We start from the raw sequence: 16,382 nt of genomic DNA, 5'->3' as shown, positions 1-16,382 counted from the left end.
TTGTCCCTGATCAAGCCGCGCTGACCGGTCCGGCCACGCCTTGCAGGCGCTCGGGCAACGGGTACTCTGCGGCGTTGCACACCAAACCGGGTTTGAGCGAAAAATCGTCACGCGGCGGCGCAAAGATGTCCACCAGCCGCATGCCGGCGGTGCCAATGGCTTGCGAGGTGTGAATCACCTTCGGTGGCACCACCAACAACGAAGGTGACCCCACTTCACCATGTTCGTCCTCACGCCAGGTCGTCAGATCTGGTGTCCACGGGTAACGCAGATGGTGAATGTAGCGACCGCGCACAGCCAGCGAACCTTGCTCGAAGTCGGTGTGCGAATGCGGCGTCATCTTGCGCACATCACGCGGTGCCTTGCTCGGCAGAAAGATGTTGACCATCAGATTGCAGCTGCGAAACAACCGCATCGTGGTGTCGCTGCGCACGTGGTCCGCCAGCGCGTAGTGACGCAGGCGATACCCGCCCACCGGCGCTGGCCAACTGGTCAGCGGCGCCACATCGGGCGCGCCATCGGCGTACTGGCTGGCATTGTCCGCCTGTGCCAGCAGATCCAGCGCCAGCTGACTGAACACGCGGTACACCCAACCGCCTTGCGGCACGGTGACGGAACTGTCTCCGGGTGGAACAATCGTCAAGCTGTCCCCTGGCGACAGGATCACCTCGCCGCCGGCTTCAAATTGCCCTGCAACATCTTCGGGCAACAGCACCATGTACTCGTCCACCTGCTGCGCGCTGGTACGCTGCAGCGTCGTTCCGGCAACCGCCTGGGTTGCCACCACAACGAAGTTGGCCGCCCGCGTCACCCAGTGCCGGGTCTCATCTTTGTCCTGGCGGGTTGGCACGCTTGTGCCGTCATAACGCGCCGTGTGTGCGGCACGAACTTTCACACTCATAAATGACTCTTTCGCATCAAGAAGGTTGGAGACGGGACAACGTGTTGCCACCTCAGTCCATGCTCAGGCCAATACTTTTCACGAGTTCGCCCGAGCTTTTCAGTTCCCTGCCGATGTGCGCCTGCATCTCTGCAGGGGTGCTGCCGGTCCACTCAGCCCCCGAACCGGCGTTGGCCATCCATGCCGCCAACTCCGGTGCGTTCAGCGCCTTGACAAAAGCCGTATTGAGCCTGGCGATGATCTCAGGCGATGTTTTGGCAGGTGCCACGATGCCATGCCAATATTCAGAGGCATACCCTTTCAGCCCACCCTCAGCCACTGTTGGCACATTCGGCATGGCCGGATTACGCTTGGCGCCGGCCACCGCAATGACAGAAACCTTACCACTGTCAGCCTGGGGCTTGGCGATCCGTGCGCCAGCAAACATGACCTGAACACTGCCCCCGATCAGGTCCTGCAGCGCGGGCGCCTCACCCTTGTACGGGATATGCTGCAGGGCAATCCCGCCTGCGCTCAACTTGAAGGCTTCCATCGCCAGATGGTGGGGCGTGCCACTGCCAGGCGTCCCATACGACAGCTTGCCTGGGTGGCTCTTGGCGTAGGTGATCAGTTCATTGACATTTTTGACCCCAAGGGCAGGGGAAACCATCAGCACCAGAGAGCCTCTGACGGTCAATGTCACCGGGGAAAAACTGCTCAACGGGTCATAGGGCAACTTCTTGTAGGTGTGGGGATTCAGTGCAAAGGTCGCGTTGTCACCCCACAGCAGGGTATAGCCATCCGGTGCTGCCTTGGCGGCCTCACTGGCACCCAACACGGTTCCGGCACCCGGCTTGTTGTCAATAATGATGGTCTGGCCAAGGTAATCGCCGGTTTTTTTGGCCAGTTGCCGTGCCAGGATGTCCGTGCCCCCGCCTGCGGCGTAGGGCACGATCAAACGGATCGGATGACTGGGATAACTGGCCCCCTGTGCCAGCGCCGCCTGGCTGGCAAAAAACAGTGCGCCGGCCAACAAGGCGCATGTCTGTCGTTTGGTAACTTGCATGAATGTCTCCTGGTAATAGTAATGGTGATGACTGAACAGCGGTCTTTGCCGTTTTCAAGCGTGGTAGTTCTTTGCGGCGTTCTCGTCGCCCAACAGGGTTCCGGCCCAGGCAGTGGCGTGCGTCTGGTAGTTATTGAGCTGATGGGTCTGAATGGCCATCAGGTCATTCAGGTAACGGCCGAATTCGTTGCTTTCGTAGATCGCGCTCCCACCGGTCAGACGATAGATGTTGTTCGCGTGCAGCGCGCAGCGCGGTGGAATCTGTGAACTCTGAAAACGGAACATCCGCCGGTCATCCATCGAAACCATCGGCCCCCCCTCGACCTCAGCAATCACCCGGGCGTAATTCTTGTAGACCTGGCTCTTCATCTCTTCAATATGCGACAGACTCTCTGCGACCACCAGTGTGGCGGCCTGGTTTTGCCCCATATGAATACCGTGGCGCGACACCTTGCCCGCATTGAAATCGACAAAAGCTTGCACCATGCCCTTGAGCGCCCCCAGAGCGCTGGGCGCTTGGGTCGCCCGCGAGAAAATCTGGAAGAACGGCAGGCGGTAGAGCAAACCGTCGTTTTTTTCCAGACCGGGGGCGCTGCCGGTCAGCACCTGCTCCCATTTCAGGGTCCGGTATTCAGGCACAAACATGTCCTTCACAACGATGTCGTTGCTACCGGTGGCGCGCAATCCGTGGACGCTCCAATTCGGCACGATGTCATAGTCGGCACGCGGCAGCAGGAAGGTGTAAGTTGGTAAGCCCGACATCTTGGCTGCACCCGAGTTCTCCTCACCCTCGACGTTGGCCCCCAGAAAGGTCCAGGCGCAATGCTCCCCACCACTCGAAAATGAATAACGCCCCGTCAGACGAAACCCGCCCGGCACACGAACCGCCTTGCCGGGCATGTAAGGCGAACTGATCAGGGTTTTGGTGTTTTCTCCCCAGACTTCCTCTTGGGCCCGGTCATCAAAAAACGCCAGGTGATAAGCATGGATACCCACAACCCCCAGAACCCAGGCGACAGAAGCATCGGCCTGGGCCAGGATGGAAGCCACCTCAAACGATTCAATCGGCGTCGTTTCACCACCACCCCAGCGGCGCGGCTGCAACATCTGGAAAAAACCGGCATCCTGTAAATCCGCGATGGTTTCATCAAACACCCGCGGAACCTGCCACTGCGCCTTGCCGCGCGCCTTGAGCACTGGCAACAAATCGTGCGCACGCTGAACATAAGGAGACTTGCTGAAGTCACCACGCAAAAAATCATTGACCTTATCGCTAACCATTTCTTACCTCGCATGCAGTTTCAAATAATCGGAGGACGTTGAGCTTGAAGCTGCACAGATCACATGGATGGCCGGCAACATGGCAACAACGCTGTTTTGGATGCCGGGGCTGATATGGTCACCCCAACCCCGTCAACGACTTTTTGGCACACCCACCTCTCCTCGTGATGTCTTGTCAAGCTGCGGGTGACATGCCAGCCCTGATTAGAGCGTTTGATCTACATCAAAGAAAGATCAAAAAAGAGATTGGAGGCATCTCGAAATAAGAAGGCTCGATCCATTTTCAGGAGGTTTTGAGCAAAATTTACCCAATACTAGGGTGTTCCCCATAGACGAACATATCCATTTGAGATTTGAAAAAAGACAAGCCGCCATCTGCCGCACCCACCCCAGACACGAGGCGCTGGCGGAATGGGCGTCCGCGCAGCCGCAACGCCTCAGATTTCGATCTTGCTACCCAACTCCACCACCGAGTTGCTCGGCAGGTTCAGGAAATCGGCGGCACCGCTGGCGTTGAGGTGCATCTGGGCGAAGAGTTTTTCGCGCCACTGGGCCATGCCACTGCCCAAGGTGGGCACCACGGAGTCGCGGGACAGGAAATAACTGGTGGTCATGGCGTCGAGCTCGCAGCCACGCCCCTTCATCTGCTGCAAGGCCTTGGGCAAATCCGGGTCGTTCTTGAAGCCATAGTTGACCACCACCTGCCAGCAATCATGCCCCAACGACTCAATGCTCAGGCGCTTGTCCATGCCAATCCAGGGCACCTCATGGTTGCGCACCGTGACAAACAAATTGATGTCGTGCAGCACCTTGTTGTGCTTGAGGTTATGCAGCATGGCATTGGGCACGGTGCCAGGTTCGGCGGTCAGGAAAACCGCAGTGCCCGCCACCCGCACTGGCGGGCTGATGAACACCGCTTCCAAAAAACTGTTGAGGTCAATCGCCTCAGCCTTGAGCTTGGCGTTCATCAGGCGCCGCCCGTCTTTCCAGGTCAGCATCAGGGTAAACACACCACCAGCGATCAGCAGCGGGAACCAGCCTCCGTCCACCAGCTTGATCAGATTGGAGGTAAAAAACGCCAGGTCCACCAAGAAGAAAGTGCCCGTCGCCCCCAGGCACAGGGCCAAGGGATAACGCCAGGCGTAACGGATCACGAAAAACGTCAGCACGGTGGTGATCAGCATGTCCAGCGTCACGGCAATGCCGTAGGCCGCCGCCAGGTTGCTTGATGACTTGAACAACATGACCGCCAGCACAATGGCCACAAACAGACCCCAGTTCACAAAGGGCATGAAGATCTGGCCGGTTTCCTTGACGCTGGTGTGCCAGATCTGGAACCGTGGCAAATAACCCAGCTGAATCACCTGTTTGGTCACCGAAAAGGCACCGGTGATCAGCGCCTGTGAAGCAATCACGGTGGCCAGCGTAGCCAACCCGACCAGCGGCAACAGCGCCCAGCCTGGTGTCATCATGAAAAATGGATTTTTCACCGCCGCCGGGTTGGCCAGCAACAGCGCGCCCTGGCCAAAGTAGTTGAGCGTGAGGGCCGGCATCACCACACAGAACCAGGCCAGCCGGATCGGCTTCTTGCCGAAATGCCCCATGTCGGCATACAGCGCTTCACCACCGGTCACGCACAACACCACCGCGCCCAAGATGATGAAGGTCGTCCCCGGATTGGCCCACATGAAGCCCAGGGCGTAGTGGGGGCTCAACGCCCACAACACCTCAGGGGTGTGCACAATATGCGACACCCCCAGCACGGCAATCGCCGCAAACCACATCAGAGTGATCGGACCGAAAAACCTGCCGATGTCCGCCGTACCGCGCTTTTGCACCGCAAACAGGCCAAACAGGATCACCAAGGTGAGCGGAATCACCGCCTTCTTGAAGGCTGGCGAGACCACCTCCAACCCCTCCACCGCCGACAGCACCGAGATCGCCGGCGTGATCACCCCGTCGCCATAAAACAGGCAGGTCCCAAAAATACCGACCAGCAGCAGCCCCTTGCGCAAGGCGGGTTTGTCCTTGACCGACTGCGAAGCCAGCGCCAGCATGGCCACCAGCCCCCCCTCGCCATTGTTATCGGCACGCAGCACCAAGGAGACGTATTTGAGCGAAATGATGACGGTGAGTGTCCAGAAAAAGATGGACAGGATACCCAGCACATTGTCATGGGTAAACGGCACATGGCCTGAGCCAAAGACCTCTTTGACAGCATACAGCACGCTGGTGCCAATGTCGCCGTACACCACACCGATGGCGCCCAGTGTGAGCGCACGCAGAGACGTTTGAGAGGTTGCCAAGCAGTCACCCGGCCATCCTGCGGGCCGGACTCCATGTCATGAGGGAACGCTATTTTGCGTCAGAAAGCAGCTGCCACCGGCCGGCTGCCGGCTTAATCGTAGCTCTCGGCCTCCGGATCGGTGGCCTCCAGCTCGTAACTGGCCGCCAGCATGGCCAGCCGCCCCACCACGCCGTACATGTAAAACCGGTTGGGCACACTGGCACCGGGCTTCACGCCCGGCTGGGGCAACTGGGCGCTGTGCTCAAAAGCCAGCGGCACATAGTCAGAGCCCGGTGCGTTGAGGTTTTCATCCACGCCGCGTCCGGCATGGACCCGGTAAAAGCCCCCCACCACATAACGGTCCATGGTGTAGATCACCGGCTCGGCCACGGCGTCGTTGACCCGCTCCTGCGTCAACACACCTTCCTGCACCAGGAAATCATGCGGCAGGACCGGTGACTTGCGGCCCTTGGTCAGGGTTTGGACCCGGTCACACAGGGCCTGCATGTCCTTGGCATCACGCACGGTGACGATGCCCAGTTCATGCGTGCCATGGTCTGCCTTGACCACCACAAACGGCTTTTCCTTGATGCCGTATTCCTTGTATTTGCGCCGCACCCGGGTCAACACCGCGTCCACCTGGCTGTTCAGGCAATCCATGCCCTGGTCCTGCCCCAGATTGACATCCTCACATTTGTCAAACAGCGGATTGATCAGCCAGGGGTCCACCCCCATCAGTTTGCCCAGCCGCTTGGCCACCTCTTCATAACATTTGAAATGAATGCTCTTGCGCCGGGTCGGCCAGCCAGCGTGTAACGGCGGCATCAGGTACTGCTCGTAAATCTCTTCCAGAATGCCGGGCACGCCCGCACTCAGATCGTTGTTGAGCAAGATGGTGCAGGGGTCAAAATCCTTCAGACCCAGGCGGCGCTTGCCCCGAATGACCGGCTCCAGGGTCACGTGGTCACCGTTGTGCAGTTCAACCGTGGTGGTCTTCTTGACGGCAGGGTCAATCGAGCCCAGGCGCACATTCAGGCCGGCCATGTTGAAGATGTGCTGCAACTGGGCCAGATTGGCCAGGTAAAAACTGCTGTGTTTGCCGTTCTCCGGGATCACCAGCAGATTGCGCGCTTCCGGGCAGATTTTTTCGATGGCAGCCATGGCGGCCTGCACCGCCAGCGGAAGCATTTCGGGGGTCAGGTTGTTCCAGCCGGACGGGTACAGATTGGTGTCCACCGGAGACAGCTTGAAGCCGGCGTTGCGGATGTCCACCGAGCTGTAAAACGGCGGGGTGTGCTCCATCCATTCCAGCCGGAACCAGCGCTCGATGGCCGGCATGGAATCCAGCACACGCTGCTCCAGCTCGTTGATGGGCCCCGTCAGGGCAGTGATAAGGTGCGGAACCATGGTAACCCTTGCGAAGTAGTGGCTTTGATTCTAGGACGTGGCGGCCAGCCGCCCCAGCCGGCCGCAGCCTGGCGGCCACGTGCCTCTTGGGGAGGAAAACCCGCTTTCATGGCGCTCCCTCAGGGGAAATTCAGGCACGCACTTCACCCTGGCCGAGCACCACATATTTCAGCGAGGTCAGTCCTTCGATCCCCACCGGACCGCGGGCGTGGAACTTATCGGTGCTGATGCCGATTTCGGCCCCCAGGCCGTACTCAAACCCGTCGGCAAAACGCGTGCTGGTATTGACCATGACGCTGGCCGAATCCACCTCGCGCAGGAACGCCTGGGCGTGCATGTGGTCGCGCGTCAGGATGGCATCGGTGTGGTGGCTGCTGTACTGGTTGATGTGGGTGATGGCCTCGTCCACCCCGGCCACGATCTTGATGCTGATGATCGGCGCCAGGTATTCCTCAAACCAGTCCGACGCCTGAGCCAGCACCAGCTTGAGGTCAGCGGCCGCCCCGTGATTTGCTGCATTATTTATAGCTGAATCCGCTTTATTTACCTGGGCTGGTGGCCTGTTTTCCTGATAAGTCTGCAACAAGGCCAGGGCCTCGGCGTCGCAGCGCATCTCCACCCCCTTGTCGGCGTAAATCTGGCCGATTCGGGGCAAAAACTCTGGCGCCACACCACGCGCCACCAGCAGGCTTTCGGTGGCGTTGCACGGGCTGTATTTGCTGGTTTTGGCGTTGTCGGCCACCTTGACCGCCATCGCGATGTCGCACGGGTCATCCACATAGGTGTGGCAGTTGCCGTCCAGGTGTTTGATGACCGGCACCTTAGCCTCGCGGCTGATGCGCTCGATCAACCCCTTGCCGCCGCGCGGGATGATCACATCCACAAACTGCGGCATGGCGATCAATTGGCCCACCACCTCGCGGTCGGTGGTTTGCACCAGCTGCACCGCATGCTCGGGCAAACCGCTGTCAACCAGCGCCTGCTGCACCAGTCTGGCCAGCGCCTTGTTGGAGTCAATCGCTTCGGAGCCGCCACGCAGGATGCAGGCATTGCCACTCTTGATGGACAGGCTGGCGGCCTCGATCGTCACGTTCGGACGGCTCTCGAAAATCATGCCGAAGACCCCAATGGGCACACGCATCTGGCCCACGCGGATGCCGCTGGGCTGCTCTTTCATGCCGATGATTTCGCCAATCACATCAGCCATGGCCGCCAGTTGTTCGCAGCCCTGGGCGCAGGTCTCGATCACTTTGGGTGTGAGCTTGAGCCGGTCCACCATCGGTGCGGCCAGTCCTGCGGCCACGGCGCGTTCAATGTCTTTGGCATTGTCGACCTGCAACGCCGCCACATTGGCGCGCAGCAGATCGGCCAGTCGCTTGAGCGCTGCGTTTTTGATAGCTGCCGGCGCTTTGGCCATCCGGGCTGAGGCCTGTTTTGCCTGTAAACCCAGGGTGTGGGTGTAGTCAGTGAGGTTAAGAGCATTCATCCAGGCATTTTGGCACGACCAAGGGAATACCCGCCCCCAGGCCCATGGCGGGCCGTGCCACGGTCAACGCGTAAACTGTCGACAGGAGGATTTTGATGAACAACCCTAGCGCTTTGTCGCCACAATGGCGCGCCTGGCTGGACGAAAACCTGGCGCGTGGTTGCAGCCAGGCCTCGCTGCTGGACACCATGGTCGAAACAGGCATCTCCCCATCACTGGCCACCGCTGAGCTCCAGCAGGCGCTGACCCGGGGCACAGCCGGCGTCACGCCCGCGACACCGCCCACGCCGCAGGCCTATGTTTATGAGTCCCCCCGCCTGCCCCAGAGTGGCAATGTGATCCACACCCAGGATCGTGATGTCCATGTCACCATGCGTCTGGCCCGGCCGGTGATCGCGGTGCTGGACGACTTCATGTCACCGGACGAATGTGACCAGCTGGTCGAGCTGGCGCGGCTCAAGCTCAAACGCTCGGCCATTGTGGACCCGGCCAGCGGCCAGGAAAAAGTGATTGATGCGCGCAGCAGTTATGGCACGTTTTTTTACCTCAACGAGAACGATTTCATCACCCGGCTGGACCGCCGTATTGCCGAGCTGATGCACTGGCCGGTGGAGAATGGCGAAGGCATCCAGATCCTGCACTATCCCGTCGGCGCCGAATACAAGGCCCACTTTGACTACTTCCCGCCCGAGGACCCAGGCAGCCTGCCCCATCTGGCCAAGGGCGGCCAGCGCGTCAGCACCCTGGTGATGTACCTCAACGATGTGCAGGAAGGCGGCGAAACCACCTTTCCATCGGTGCAGCTGTCGGTCACCCCCAAAAAGGGCTCAGCCGCCTATTTTGAATACTGCAACAGCCTGGGGCAGGTGGACCCGCTGTCCTTACACAGCGGCGTGCCGGTGGTGGCTGGCGAGAAATGGATCGCCACCAAGTGGATGCGCCAGCAGCGCTACAACCCGTGATCCGCGCACCGGCCCCGCACCTGGTTGGGGGCACGCTTCACCTGGACAGGTCAATCGCGTAGTCCGCCAGGGCTTTGCCACTGCCATCGTCGTTGTTGATGGCAGTGATGTTGTCCAGCCCCACGGCGGTGGCCAGTGCCAATTGGCCGGGTGCGGACTTGAAGATCACCCGCCCGGCCGTCGCCACCTTGGTAAAACGCCAGCTTCGGTCTGAGCCGTTCTTGGCCAGCGTCAGGGTCTTGGTGGCCTTGATGTGGTTGATCAGCACATCGCGATTGGCGTCGGGTGAGGCGTAGATGGTCTTGCTGCCATCCAGCCCTGGAAAACTGCCGCCGCCGCTGGCGCGGTAGTTGTTGGTGGCGATGATGAAATAGGCCTGCGGGTCAATGGCCGCACCTTTGTAACTCAGGTGTTTGATGCGGCTGCCCAGCGGCTGGGTCACGTCGATCTCGTAGCGGATGTCGGGCGAGCTGAACACGTCAAAGTTGTAGCCGGGAAAGGTGCTGATCAGCAGCTGGTCGGTGGACTTGGCCGGGTCAATCTGGTTGAAACGCCTGGCTGCCGTCTCCAGCCAGTTCTGGATGTCACGGCCCTGCACTCGCACGGCATGCACGGTATTGGGGTAGAGGTACAGGTCAGCCGCGTTGTTGATGGCCACGTCACCCAGCGCCACATCGGTGAAGTCACGGCCACCGGCAAAACCACTCTTGAACGGCGCACTCACCGACAACACTGGCAGCTGCGCATACTGCGGCAGATTGGCCGCCACATAGTCGGCCACGTATTGGGCTTGTGCCTGGTTCACGATCTCGATGGCTGACACGTCACCCACGTCGGCAAAGTAGCTACTCAGGCGAAAGTTGGTGCTGCCAATCGGCGTTTTGACATAGGCGATGGTGGCCGCATGCTCGGCGGCAACGGCCGCGGCCACGCTCGGGTCTGCCGCCACATAGGTTTTGTCGGCGTTCTGGATCGGACGAGCCTGCACCTGGGTGGCACTGCGGTCCACCGTCCACTGCTGGCCGTTGTAGACGAGTTGCAGCTGGATCACGCCCAGGTGTTTGCCCCAGTAGCTGGCCATCACCGCGGGCGTACCGTTGACCGTGCCTTTGACCTTGTCGACCCCGGCCTGACTGAACGCCGCGACCTTGCTGGCCGCATCGGGAAACACCTGGTGGGTGTGGCCCATCAGCATGGCGTCAATACCCGGTACCTGCGCCAGGTGCGCATTGGGGCTTTCCATCGCCGGGGCGTAGTTGACGCTGTCGATGCCCCCATGCGCCAGTGCCACCACCAGATCAGCCCCCTGGCGACGCATTTCGGGCACATATTGGCGCGCCGCTTCCACCGCACCTTCCACATAGACCTTGCCATCGAGCCAGCGTTTGTCCCAGGCCAGGATGGCGGTTGGCGCAAAACCGATGATGCCAATCCTCAGCGGAACGCTCACACTGCGACCATCAGGCGTGGTGGCGCTGATGGTCTTGCTGATGATCCGGTACGGCGCAAACAGCGGCGCCCGGGTCTTGGCGCTGTACACATTGGCCAGCACCAGCGGGAAATTGGGGCCGGCACAGGGTTTGGCTCCGACCTCGACTCCATCCACATCAAAACGGCTACCCGTGATCTGGTTCAGGTAGGCCAGTCCGTAGTTGAATTCGTGGTTGCCAATGCCCGCGCCGTCATAACCGGCCTGGTTCATGACCTTGTACATGGCCAGTGTCTCATCACAGGCCAGCGGCTTGACCAGCGCCTGGTAGTCCGCCAGCGCCGTCCCCTGGATGGCATCACCATTGTCCAGCAGCACATGGTTGGGAAACTCGGCCCGAGCTGCCTTGATCAGCGTGGCCACCCGCTCAAACCCGAGCGACTTGTCCTCGGCCAGCTTGAAGTAGTCGTAACTCAGCACGTTGGTGTGCAGGTCGGTGGTTTCCAGCACGGCCAAGGTGGCTCGGGTATTGGCCGCCAAGTCACCGGCCAGTGTCTCTGCGCAGCCCAGCACGGCGAGGACCGCAGCCAGGCCCCGCGCCAGCGGCCAGTTGGGCAAGTGGGGGGAGTTGTCAGAAGCTGCCATGGATTGCCTTCCTTTCACTGATTCATTCAGTCATGCTACTGCAACACCGGCACAACCCCGCTAGGCCGGTCGGTTGGCCATAGCGGTCTTGGCGGGCCCGGCCACACACCGGGCACACAACATCACCGCCAACCGCCCCAGCGCCTGCCAGGCATCGGTGGGCCAGTCCGGCACTTTCAGCCCTTTGACGATACCGTCGACCAGATGGGCATGGTGCAGCAACTGGGTCAGGTCCGTCTCGCTCAGGCGCGGCAGGACACGTTCAAACAGACGCTCCTTGTTGCCCCAGACCCGCTGTTCGCGTAGCGCCATCGGCAATGGTTTGCCCTGCCCCATGGCGTCCTTGACACGTTTGAGCGCACGAATGTCCTCCGCCAGCGTGTAATGCACCAGCACTTCAGCCTCACCTTCGGCCTGCAGACCGTCCAGCATACGCTGCACCCGCGCGACCTGTCCGGCCAGCACCGCCTCGCTGAGCTTGAACACGTCGTAGCGGGCGACGTTGAGCACAGCGGCTTCGATCTGGTCAAAGCCGAGTTCCCCGGCCGGATGCAACAGGGCCAGTTTCTGGATCTCCTGGTGGGCCGCCAGCAGGTTGCCCTCCACCCGATCGGCAAAAAACTGCAGCGTGCGCTGCCCCTCTTCACCAGCCACCACCCGTTGCCCCTGGCTGGCCAGACGTTGGGCGATCCACTGCGGCAGGGCAGCGCGCTCCACCGGCTCGACTGCCAGCGTGACGCCACGCTCCAGCGCAGCAAACCAGGCGCTGGATTTGGTCATTTTGTCCAGCCGCGGCAGGATCACCAGGGTCAAGGTGGTGTCGTTGCCATGGGCCTGCTCAGCCAGCTGCTGCAGTGCGGTGCTGCCGTCCTTGCCGGGCTTGCCGCTGGGGATGCGCAGCTCCACCATCTGCTTGTCGGCAAACAGGCTCATGGACCCGCAGGCCGCCAGCACCTCGCTCCAGTCAAAGTGCGCGCCCGCTACCGTGTAGGACACCCGTTCGGTAAACCCGAGCCCGCGGGCCGTGGCGCGGATGGCATCCAGGGCCTCCTGGATCAGCAGGGGCTCGTCACCATGCAGGGTGTAGAGGCTTTTCAGGCCTTTGTTGAGGTGCGGCTGGAGCTGGTTGAGACTGAGTTGCATAAGGTCGGGCAATGCGGAATCTGGCACTGGCAAGAAGATCGGACGGATGCGCGCGCACCTGAGCGCCTGTGGCTTGCTCGGCTGGTGAGTCCAGCCTGTGCGACGCGCCATCCGGGCACCCTCGTGTAACCGTCAGGTAACACAGGTAAGATGCCTGAAATTGGCTTGGGACTAAGGGTGTTTGTGTCATCCATTCGACACCTGGAAGTAATGACTGATCCAACCAATGAATCCATCCATTATCAACTGAGGGACACACTCGTGATGCAAAGCCAGATATCAACGATTCCAAGTTACGTTAAACATCCCCAGCTGATCGCTTGGGTGCATCAGATGGCAGCACTGACCCAACCTGACAGCATTTATTGGTGTGATGGCTCTGACCAGGAGTACGCCCGTCTGTGCCAGTTGCTGGTCGATGCGGGCACCTTCAAGAAACTCAATCCAGCCAAACGACCCAACAGTTTTCTGGCCTGTTCCGACCCCAGCGACGTGGCTCGCGTGGAAGACCGTACCTTCATCTGCTCCGAGCGAAAGGAAGACGCCGGTCCAACCAACAACTGGATGGCCCCCGCCGAGATGCGCGCCACATTGCATCCGCTGTTTGACGGCTGCATGAGGGGCCGTGTCATGTATGTGGTGCCCTTCAGCATGGGACCGCTGGGATCGCATATCTCACACATCGGCATCGAACTCACCGACAGCCCTTACGTGGTTGTCAATCAGAAAATCATGACCCGCATGGGAAAGGCGGTTTACGACGTGCTGGGTGAGGATGGACATTTTGTGCCCTGCATGCACACCGTCGGAGCCCCCCTGGAGCCGGGCCAGGCTGACGTGACATGGCCTTGTAACAAGGTCAAGTACATTGTCCACTTCCCGGAGACCCAGGAAATCTGGAGCCACGGCTCCGGTTACGGCGGCAACGCCCTGCTTGGCAAAAAATGTTTTGCGTTGCGCATTGCCTCCACGATGGGGCGTGATCAAGGCTGGCTGGCGGAACATATGCTGATCCTGGGGGTCACCAATCCGCAGGGTCAAAAATACCATTTGGCAGCAGCCTTCCCCAGCGCTTGCGGCAAGACCAACTTTTCCATGTTGGTGCCACCAAGCGGCTTTGAGGGCTGGAAAGTCACCACCATCGGCGATGACATTGCCTGGATCAAACCGCACGCAGATGGCAAGATGTACGCCATCAACCCCGAAGCGGGTTACTTTGGCGTGGCGCCCGGCACCAACTTCCACACCAACCCCAATTGCATGGCCAGTCTGGACAAAAACGTGATTTTCACGAATGTGGCCCTCACCGATGATGGCGACGTGTGGTGGGAAGGCATGGAGCAGGACGGTGGTGGCGTACCTGCACACCTGATGGACTGGCAAGGCAACGACTGGACACCTGAGATTGCCAAACAGACCGGCGCCAAGGCGGCCCATCCGAACTCGCGCTTTACTGTTGCGGCAGAAAACAACCCGGCACTTGATCCACAGTGGAATGATCCGGAAGGCGTCGCCATTGATGCCTTCATCTTCGGTGGCCGCCGCTCCACCACTGTGCCACTGGTCACCGAGGCACGTACCTGGATGGAAGGCGTCTACATGGCTGCCACCATGGGTTCAGAGACCACCGCTGCGGCGGTCGGCCAGATGGGGGTGGTGCGTCGTGATCCCTTTGCCATGTTGCCGTTCTGCGGTTACAACATGAGTGACTACTTCCAGCACTGGCTGGACATGGAGCGCAAACTCGAAAGCATGGGCCACACCCTGCCCAAGATCTTCTGTGTGAACTGGTTCCGCAAGGGGCCGGATGGCAAGTTTGTCTGGCCCGGCTACGGTGACAACATGCGTGTGCTGAAGTGGATGATTGACCGCCTGGAAGGTAAAGCCCGGGGTGGCGACACCATGTTTGGCATTGCCCCCCTGTTTGAAGAGATCAACTGGTCTGGTTTACCCTTCACCACCGAACAATTCAAGGCGGTCACCAGCATCGACAAGGCTGCCTGGGAACAGGAGTTCAAACTGCACGAAACGCATTTTGAACAGTTGTCCTATCACCTGCCTGAATCACTTCAAACGACCAAGGCCGCTTTCGAAGCCAAACTTTTGGCCGTCTGATCGTGATGGTGGCGCGGGGACATCGTCCCCGCAGGCATCACTCACGCCCACGGTACAGCTGCGTCGTGACGGCGTCATCTAAGACAATCGGAATGTCTCCAGGTGGATGCTGGTTTCGGTGTTGCTGATGCCCTTGAGCAGGCGGATGCGTTCCAGCACCTTGGCCAGTTCCTGCAGGCTTTCTGCCCGCAACTCGGCCAACAAATCCCAGCGGCCATTGGTGTCATGCAGCGTGGCCACACCGGGCTCGCCCAGCAGGCTGGCAATCACCGCCCGGGTCTGGTTGCCGTCGACCGCGATGCTCATCCAGGCGGTGATCTGGTCATGCTGCACGTCCGGGCGCAGGCGCACGGTGTAGCCCACAATCACCCCCTGATCCTCCAGCCGGCGAATGCGGTTGGTCACCGTGCCACGCGACACTTTCAACCTGGTGGCCAGTGCCGCCACGGAAAGCCGGGCATCTTGCCGCAGCAGCGAGAGCAGTTGTTGATCCGTTTCATCCATTACGGCAATTTACATTGTCAAAGTGGCAATTATCTGACGATTTTTGCACATAGTTGCCGATTGTGATTGGCAACACAGTCCGCCAAACTCTCCGGTAAATCAACAACACCATGGCATGGCCTACGGAGAGACCCGATGAACACCACCCCTCCCCATCACCCGACACTGTTTCTCAGCCCACACGATGTGGCCGGCATGGTCCGGCGCGTGGGGCTGGCCACCACCTTACAAGGCATGGCCGCCTACATCCGGCAGGATTTTTTGCGCTGGCCGCACTTTGACAAAGCCCCGCGGGTGGCCAGCCACTCCGCCGACGGCGTGATCGAACTGATGCCGATTGCCGACGCCGACACCTACACCTTCAAATACGTCAATGGCCACCCGAAAAACACCGCCCAGGGGCTGTCCACCGTGATGGCTTTTGGCGTGCTGGCCGATGTGGCGACCGGTTTGCCGCTGCTGATCAGCGAACTGACCCTGACCACGGCCCTGCGCACCGCTGCCACCTCGGCTGTGGCGGCGCGTGTGCTGGCCCGGCCGGACAGCCGCGTGATGGCGCTGATTGGCAATGGCGCACAAAGTGAATTCCAGGCGCTGGCGTTTCACCATCTGCTCGGGATTGAAGAGATTCGCCTCTACGACATCGACCCGCAAGCCACGGCCAAGTTGTTGCGCAACCTGGCCAACAACCCGGATACCACCCAACTCCGCCTGACGACTTGCACCAGTGTGGCCGAGGCGGTGCGCGGTGCCGATATCGTGACCACCATCACCGCCGACAAAACCAACGCCACCATCATCACCCCGGATCTGCTGGCGCCCGGCATGCACATCAACGGTGTGGGCGGCGACTGCCCCGGCAAAACCGAAATTCACCCGGACGTGTTGCAGCGCGCCAAAGTGTTTGTGGAATTCGAGCCGCAGACCCGCCTCGAAGGCGACCTGCAACACATGCCGCCGGACTTCGCCGTGACTGAACTATGGGAAGTGCTGGCCGACCGGCAAAGCGGCCGCGATGACGAGGCCCAGGTCACCCTGTTCGACTCGGTGGGTTTTGCCATGGAAGACTTCTCGGCCCTGCGCTACCTGCATGACCAGGCCCAATCCTTGAACCAGGGGGCGATCGTGGCCCTGATTCCGCAACTGGCCGATCCGAAAGACCTTTACCAGTTGCTCA

12 protein-coding genes are annotated in these 16,382 nt (G+C 60.3%); 3 read left to right on the top strand and 9 right to left on the bottom strand.

What is annotated here, in order from left to right; translation table 11 throughout:
• Positions 1-10 precede the first annotated feature (10 nt).
• The 6 genes from PHW99_RS05680 to PHW99_RS05655 form a co-directional block, all read right to left on the bottom strand.
• On the bottom strand, positions 11-901 hold the full coding sequence (locus PHW99_RS05680) for a hypothetical protein (RefSeq protein ID WP_300174632.1): 891 nt from the start codon (positions 899-901) through the stop codon (positions 11-13).
• A 52-nt stretch (positions 902-953) separates the two neighbouring features.
• Positions 954-1,946: a tripartite tricarboxylate transporter substrate binding protein gene (locus PHW99_RS05675; protein WP_300174630.1), complete on the bottom strand. Its 993-nt coding sequence runs from the start codon at positions 1,944-1,946 to the stop codon at positions 954-956.
• A 54-nt stretch (positions 1,947-2,000) separates the two neighbouring features.
• Positions 2,001-3,227, bottom strand: coding sequence for a flavin-dependent monooxygenase (locus tag PHW99_RS05670; protein WP_300174628.1), 1,227 nt, complete (start codon positions 3,225-3,227; stop codon positions 2,001-2,003).
• Between the two features lie 437 nt (positions 3,228-3,664).
• Positions 3,665-5,533, bottom strand: coding sequence for a potassium transporter Kup (locus tag PHW99_RS05665; protein ID WP_300174626.1), 1,869 nt, complete (start codon positions 5,531-5,533; stop codon positions 3,665-3,667).
• 92 nt (positions 5,534-5,625) lie between these two features.
• Complete coding sequence (gene gshA, locus PHW99_RS05660) at positions 5,626-6,921, bottom strand: glutamate--cysteine ligase (RefSeq protein ID WP_300174624.1); 1,296 nt, start codon at positions 6,919-6,921, stop codon at positions 5,626-5,628.
• Positions 6,922-7,051: 130 nt separating this feature from the next.
• Positions 7,052-8,407, bottom strand: coding sequence for a glutamate-5-semialdehyde dehydrogenase (locus PHW99_RS05655; protein WP_300174622.1), 1,356 nt, complete (start codon positions 8,405-8,407; stop codon positions 7,052-7,054).
• A gap of 95 nt (positions 8,408-8,502) precedes the next feature.
• Here PHW99_RS05655 and PHW99_RS05650 point away from each other — a divergent pair, with 95 nt between their 5' ends.
• Positions 8,503-9,369, top strand: a complete 867-nt coding sequence (locus PHW99_RS05650; protein ID WP_300174620.1) for a 2OG-Fe(II) oxygenase — start codon at positions 8,503-8,505, stop codon at positions 9,367-9,369.
• A gap of 37 nt (positions 9,370-9,406) precedes the next feature.
• On the opposite strand, the gene PHW99_RS05645 is transcribed toward PHW99_RS05650, so the two are convergent.
• Positions 9,407-11,443, bottom strand: a complete 2,037-nt coding sequence (locus tag PHW99_RS05645) for a bifunctional 2',3'-cyclic-nucleotide 2'-phosphodiesterase/3'-nucleotidase (RefSeq protein WP_300174618.1) — start codon at positions 11,441-11,443, stop codon at positions 9,407-9,409.
• A 60-nt stretch (positions 11,444-11,503) separates the two neighbouring features.
• On the bottom strand, positions 11,504-12,586 hold the full coding sequence (holA, locus tag PHW99_RS05640; protein ID WP_300174616.1) for a DNA polymerase III subunit delta: 1,083 nt from the start codon (positions 12,584-12,586) through the stop codon (positions 11,504-11,506).
• A 264-nt stretch (positions 12,587-12,850) separates the two neighbouring features.
• On the opposite strand from holA, the gene PHW99_RS05635 reads away from it, so the two are divergent.
• Positions 12,851-14,701, top strand: coding sequence for a phosphoenolpyruvate carboxykinase (GTP) (locus tag PHW99_RS05635; protein ID WP_300174666.1), 1,851 nt, complete (start codon positions 12,851-12,853; stop codon positions 14,699-14,701).
• Positions 14,702-14,779: 78 nt separating this feature from the next.
• Here the strand turns inward: PHW99_RS05635 and PHW99_RS05630 are convergent, their stop codons facing one another.
• Positions 14,780-15,205 carry an Lrp/AsnC family transcriptional regulator gene (locus tag PHW99_RS05630; protein ID WP_300174614.1) on the bottom strand — a complete coding sequence of 142 codons (426 nt, stop codon included), beginning with the start codon at positions 15,203-15,205 and terminating at the stop codon, positions 14,780-14,782.
• A gap of 135 nt (positions 15,206-15,340) precedes the next feature.
• On the opposite strand from PHW99_RS05630, the gene PHW99_RS05625 reads away from it, so the two are divergent.
• The coding region (locus PHW99_RS05625; protein WP_300174612.1) for an ornithine cyclodeaminase at positions 15,341-16,382 on the top strand (1,042 nt) is incomplete at its 3' end.

The organism is Rhodoferax sp., from assembly GCF_028689305.1.
In the GTDB taxonomy this organism is placed as follows: domain Bacteria; phylum Pseudomonadota; class Gammaproteobacteria; order Burkholderiales; family Burkholderiaceae_C; genus Rhodoferax.
This window is presented reverse-complemented; position numbering and strand designations above follow the sequence as displayed.

What these genes read in the sequence shown, in the direction of transcription:
- PHW99_RS05670 (WP_300174628.1), bottom strand. Translation starts at nt 3,227, where the DNA reads ATGGTTAGCGATAAGGTCAATGATTTTTTGCGTGGTGACTTCAGCAAG.
- PHW99_RS05630 (WP_300174614.1), bottom strand. Translation starts at nt 15,205, where the DNA reads ATGGATGAAACGGATCAACAACTGCTCTCGCTGCTGCGGCAAGATGCC.
- gshA (WP_300174624.1), bottom strand. Translation starts at nt 6,921, where the DNA reads ATGGTTCCGCACCTTATCACTGCCCTGACGGGGCCCATCAACGAGCTG.
- PHW99_RS05645 (WP_300174618.1), bottom strand. Translation starts at nt 11,443, where the DNA reads ATGGCAGCTTCTGACAACTCCCCCCACTTGCCCAACTGGCCGCTGGCG.
- PHW99_RS05635 (WP_300174666.1), top strand. Translation starts at nt 12,851, where the DNA reads ATGCAAAGCCAGATATCAACGATTCCAAGTTACGTTAAACATCCCCAG.
- PHW99_RS05680 (WP_300174632.1), bottom strand. Translation starts at nt 901, where the DNA reads ATGAGTGTGAAAGTTCGTGCCGCACACACGGCGCGTTATGACGGCACA.
- holA (WP_300174616.1), bottom strand. Translation starts at nt 12,586, where the DNA reads ATGCAACTCAGTCTCAACCAGCTCCAGCCGCACCTCAACAAAGGCCTG.
- PHW99_RS05655 (WP_300174622.1), bottom strand. Translation starts at nt 8,407, where the DNA reads ATGAATGCTCTTAACCTCACTGACTACACCCACACCCTGGGTTTACAG.
- PHW99_RS05675 (WP_300174630.1), bottom strand. Translation starts at nt 1,946, where the DNA reads ATGCAAGTTACCAAACGACAGACATGCGCCTTGTTGGCCGGCGCACTG.
- PHW99_RS05650 (WP_300174620.1), top strand. Translation starts at nt 8,503, where the DNA reads ATGAACAACCCTAGCGCTTTGTCGCCACAATGGCGCGCCTGGCTGGAC.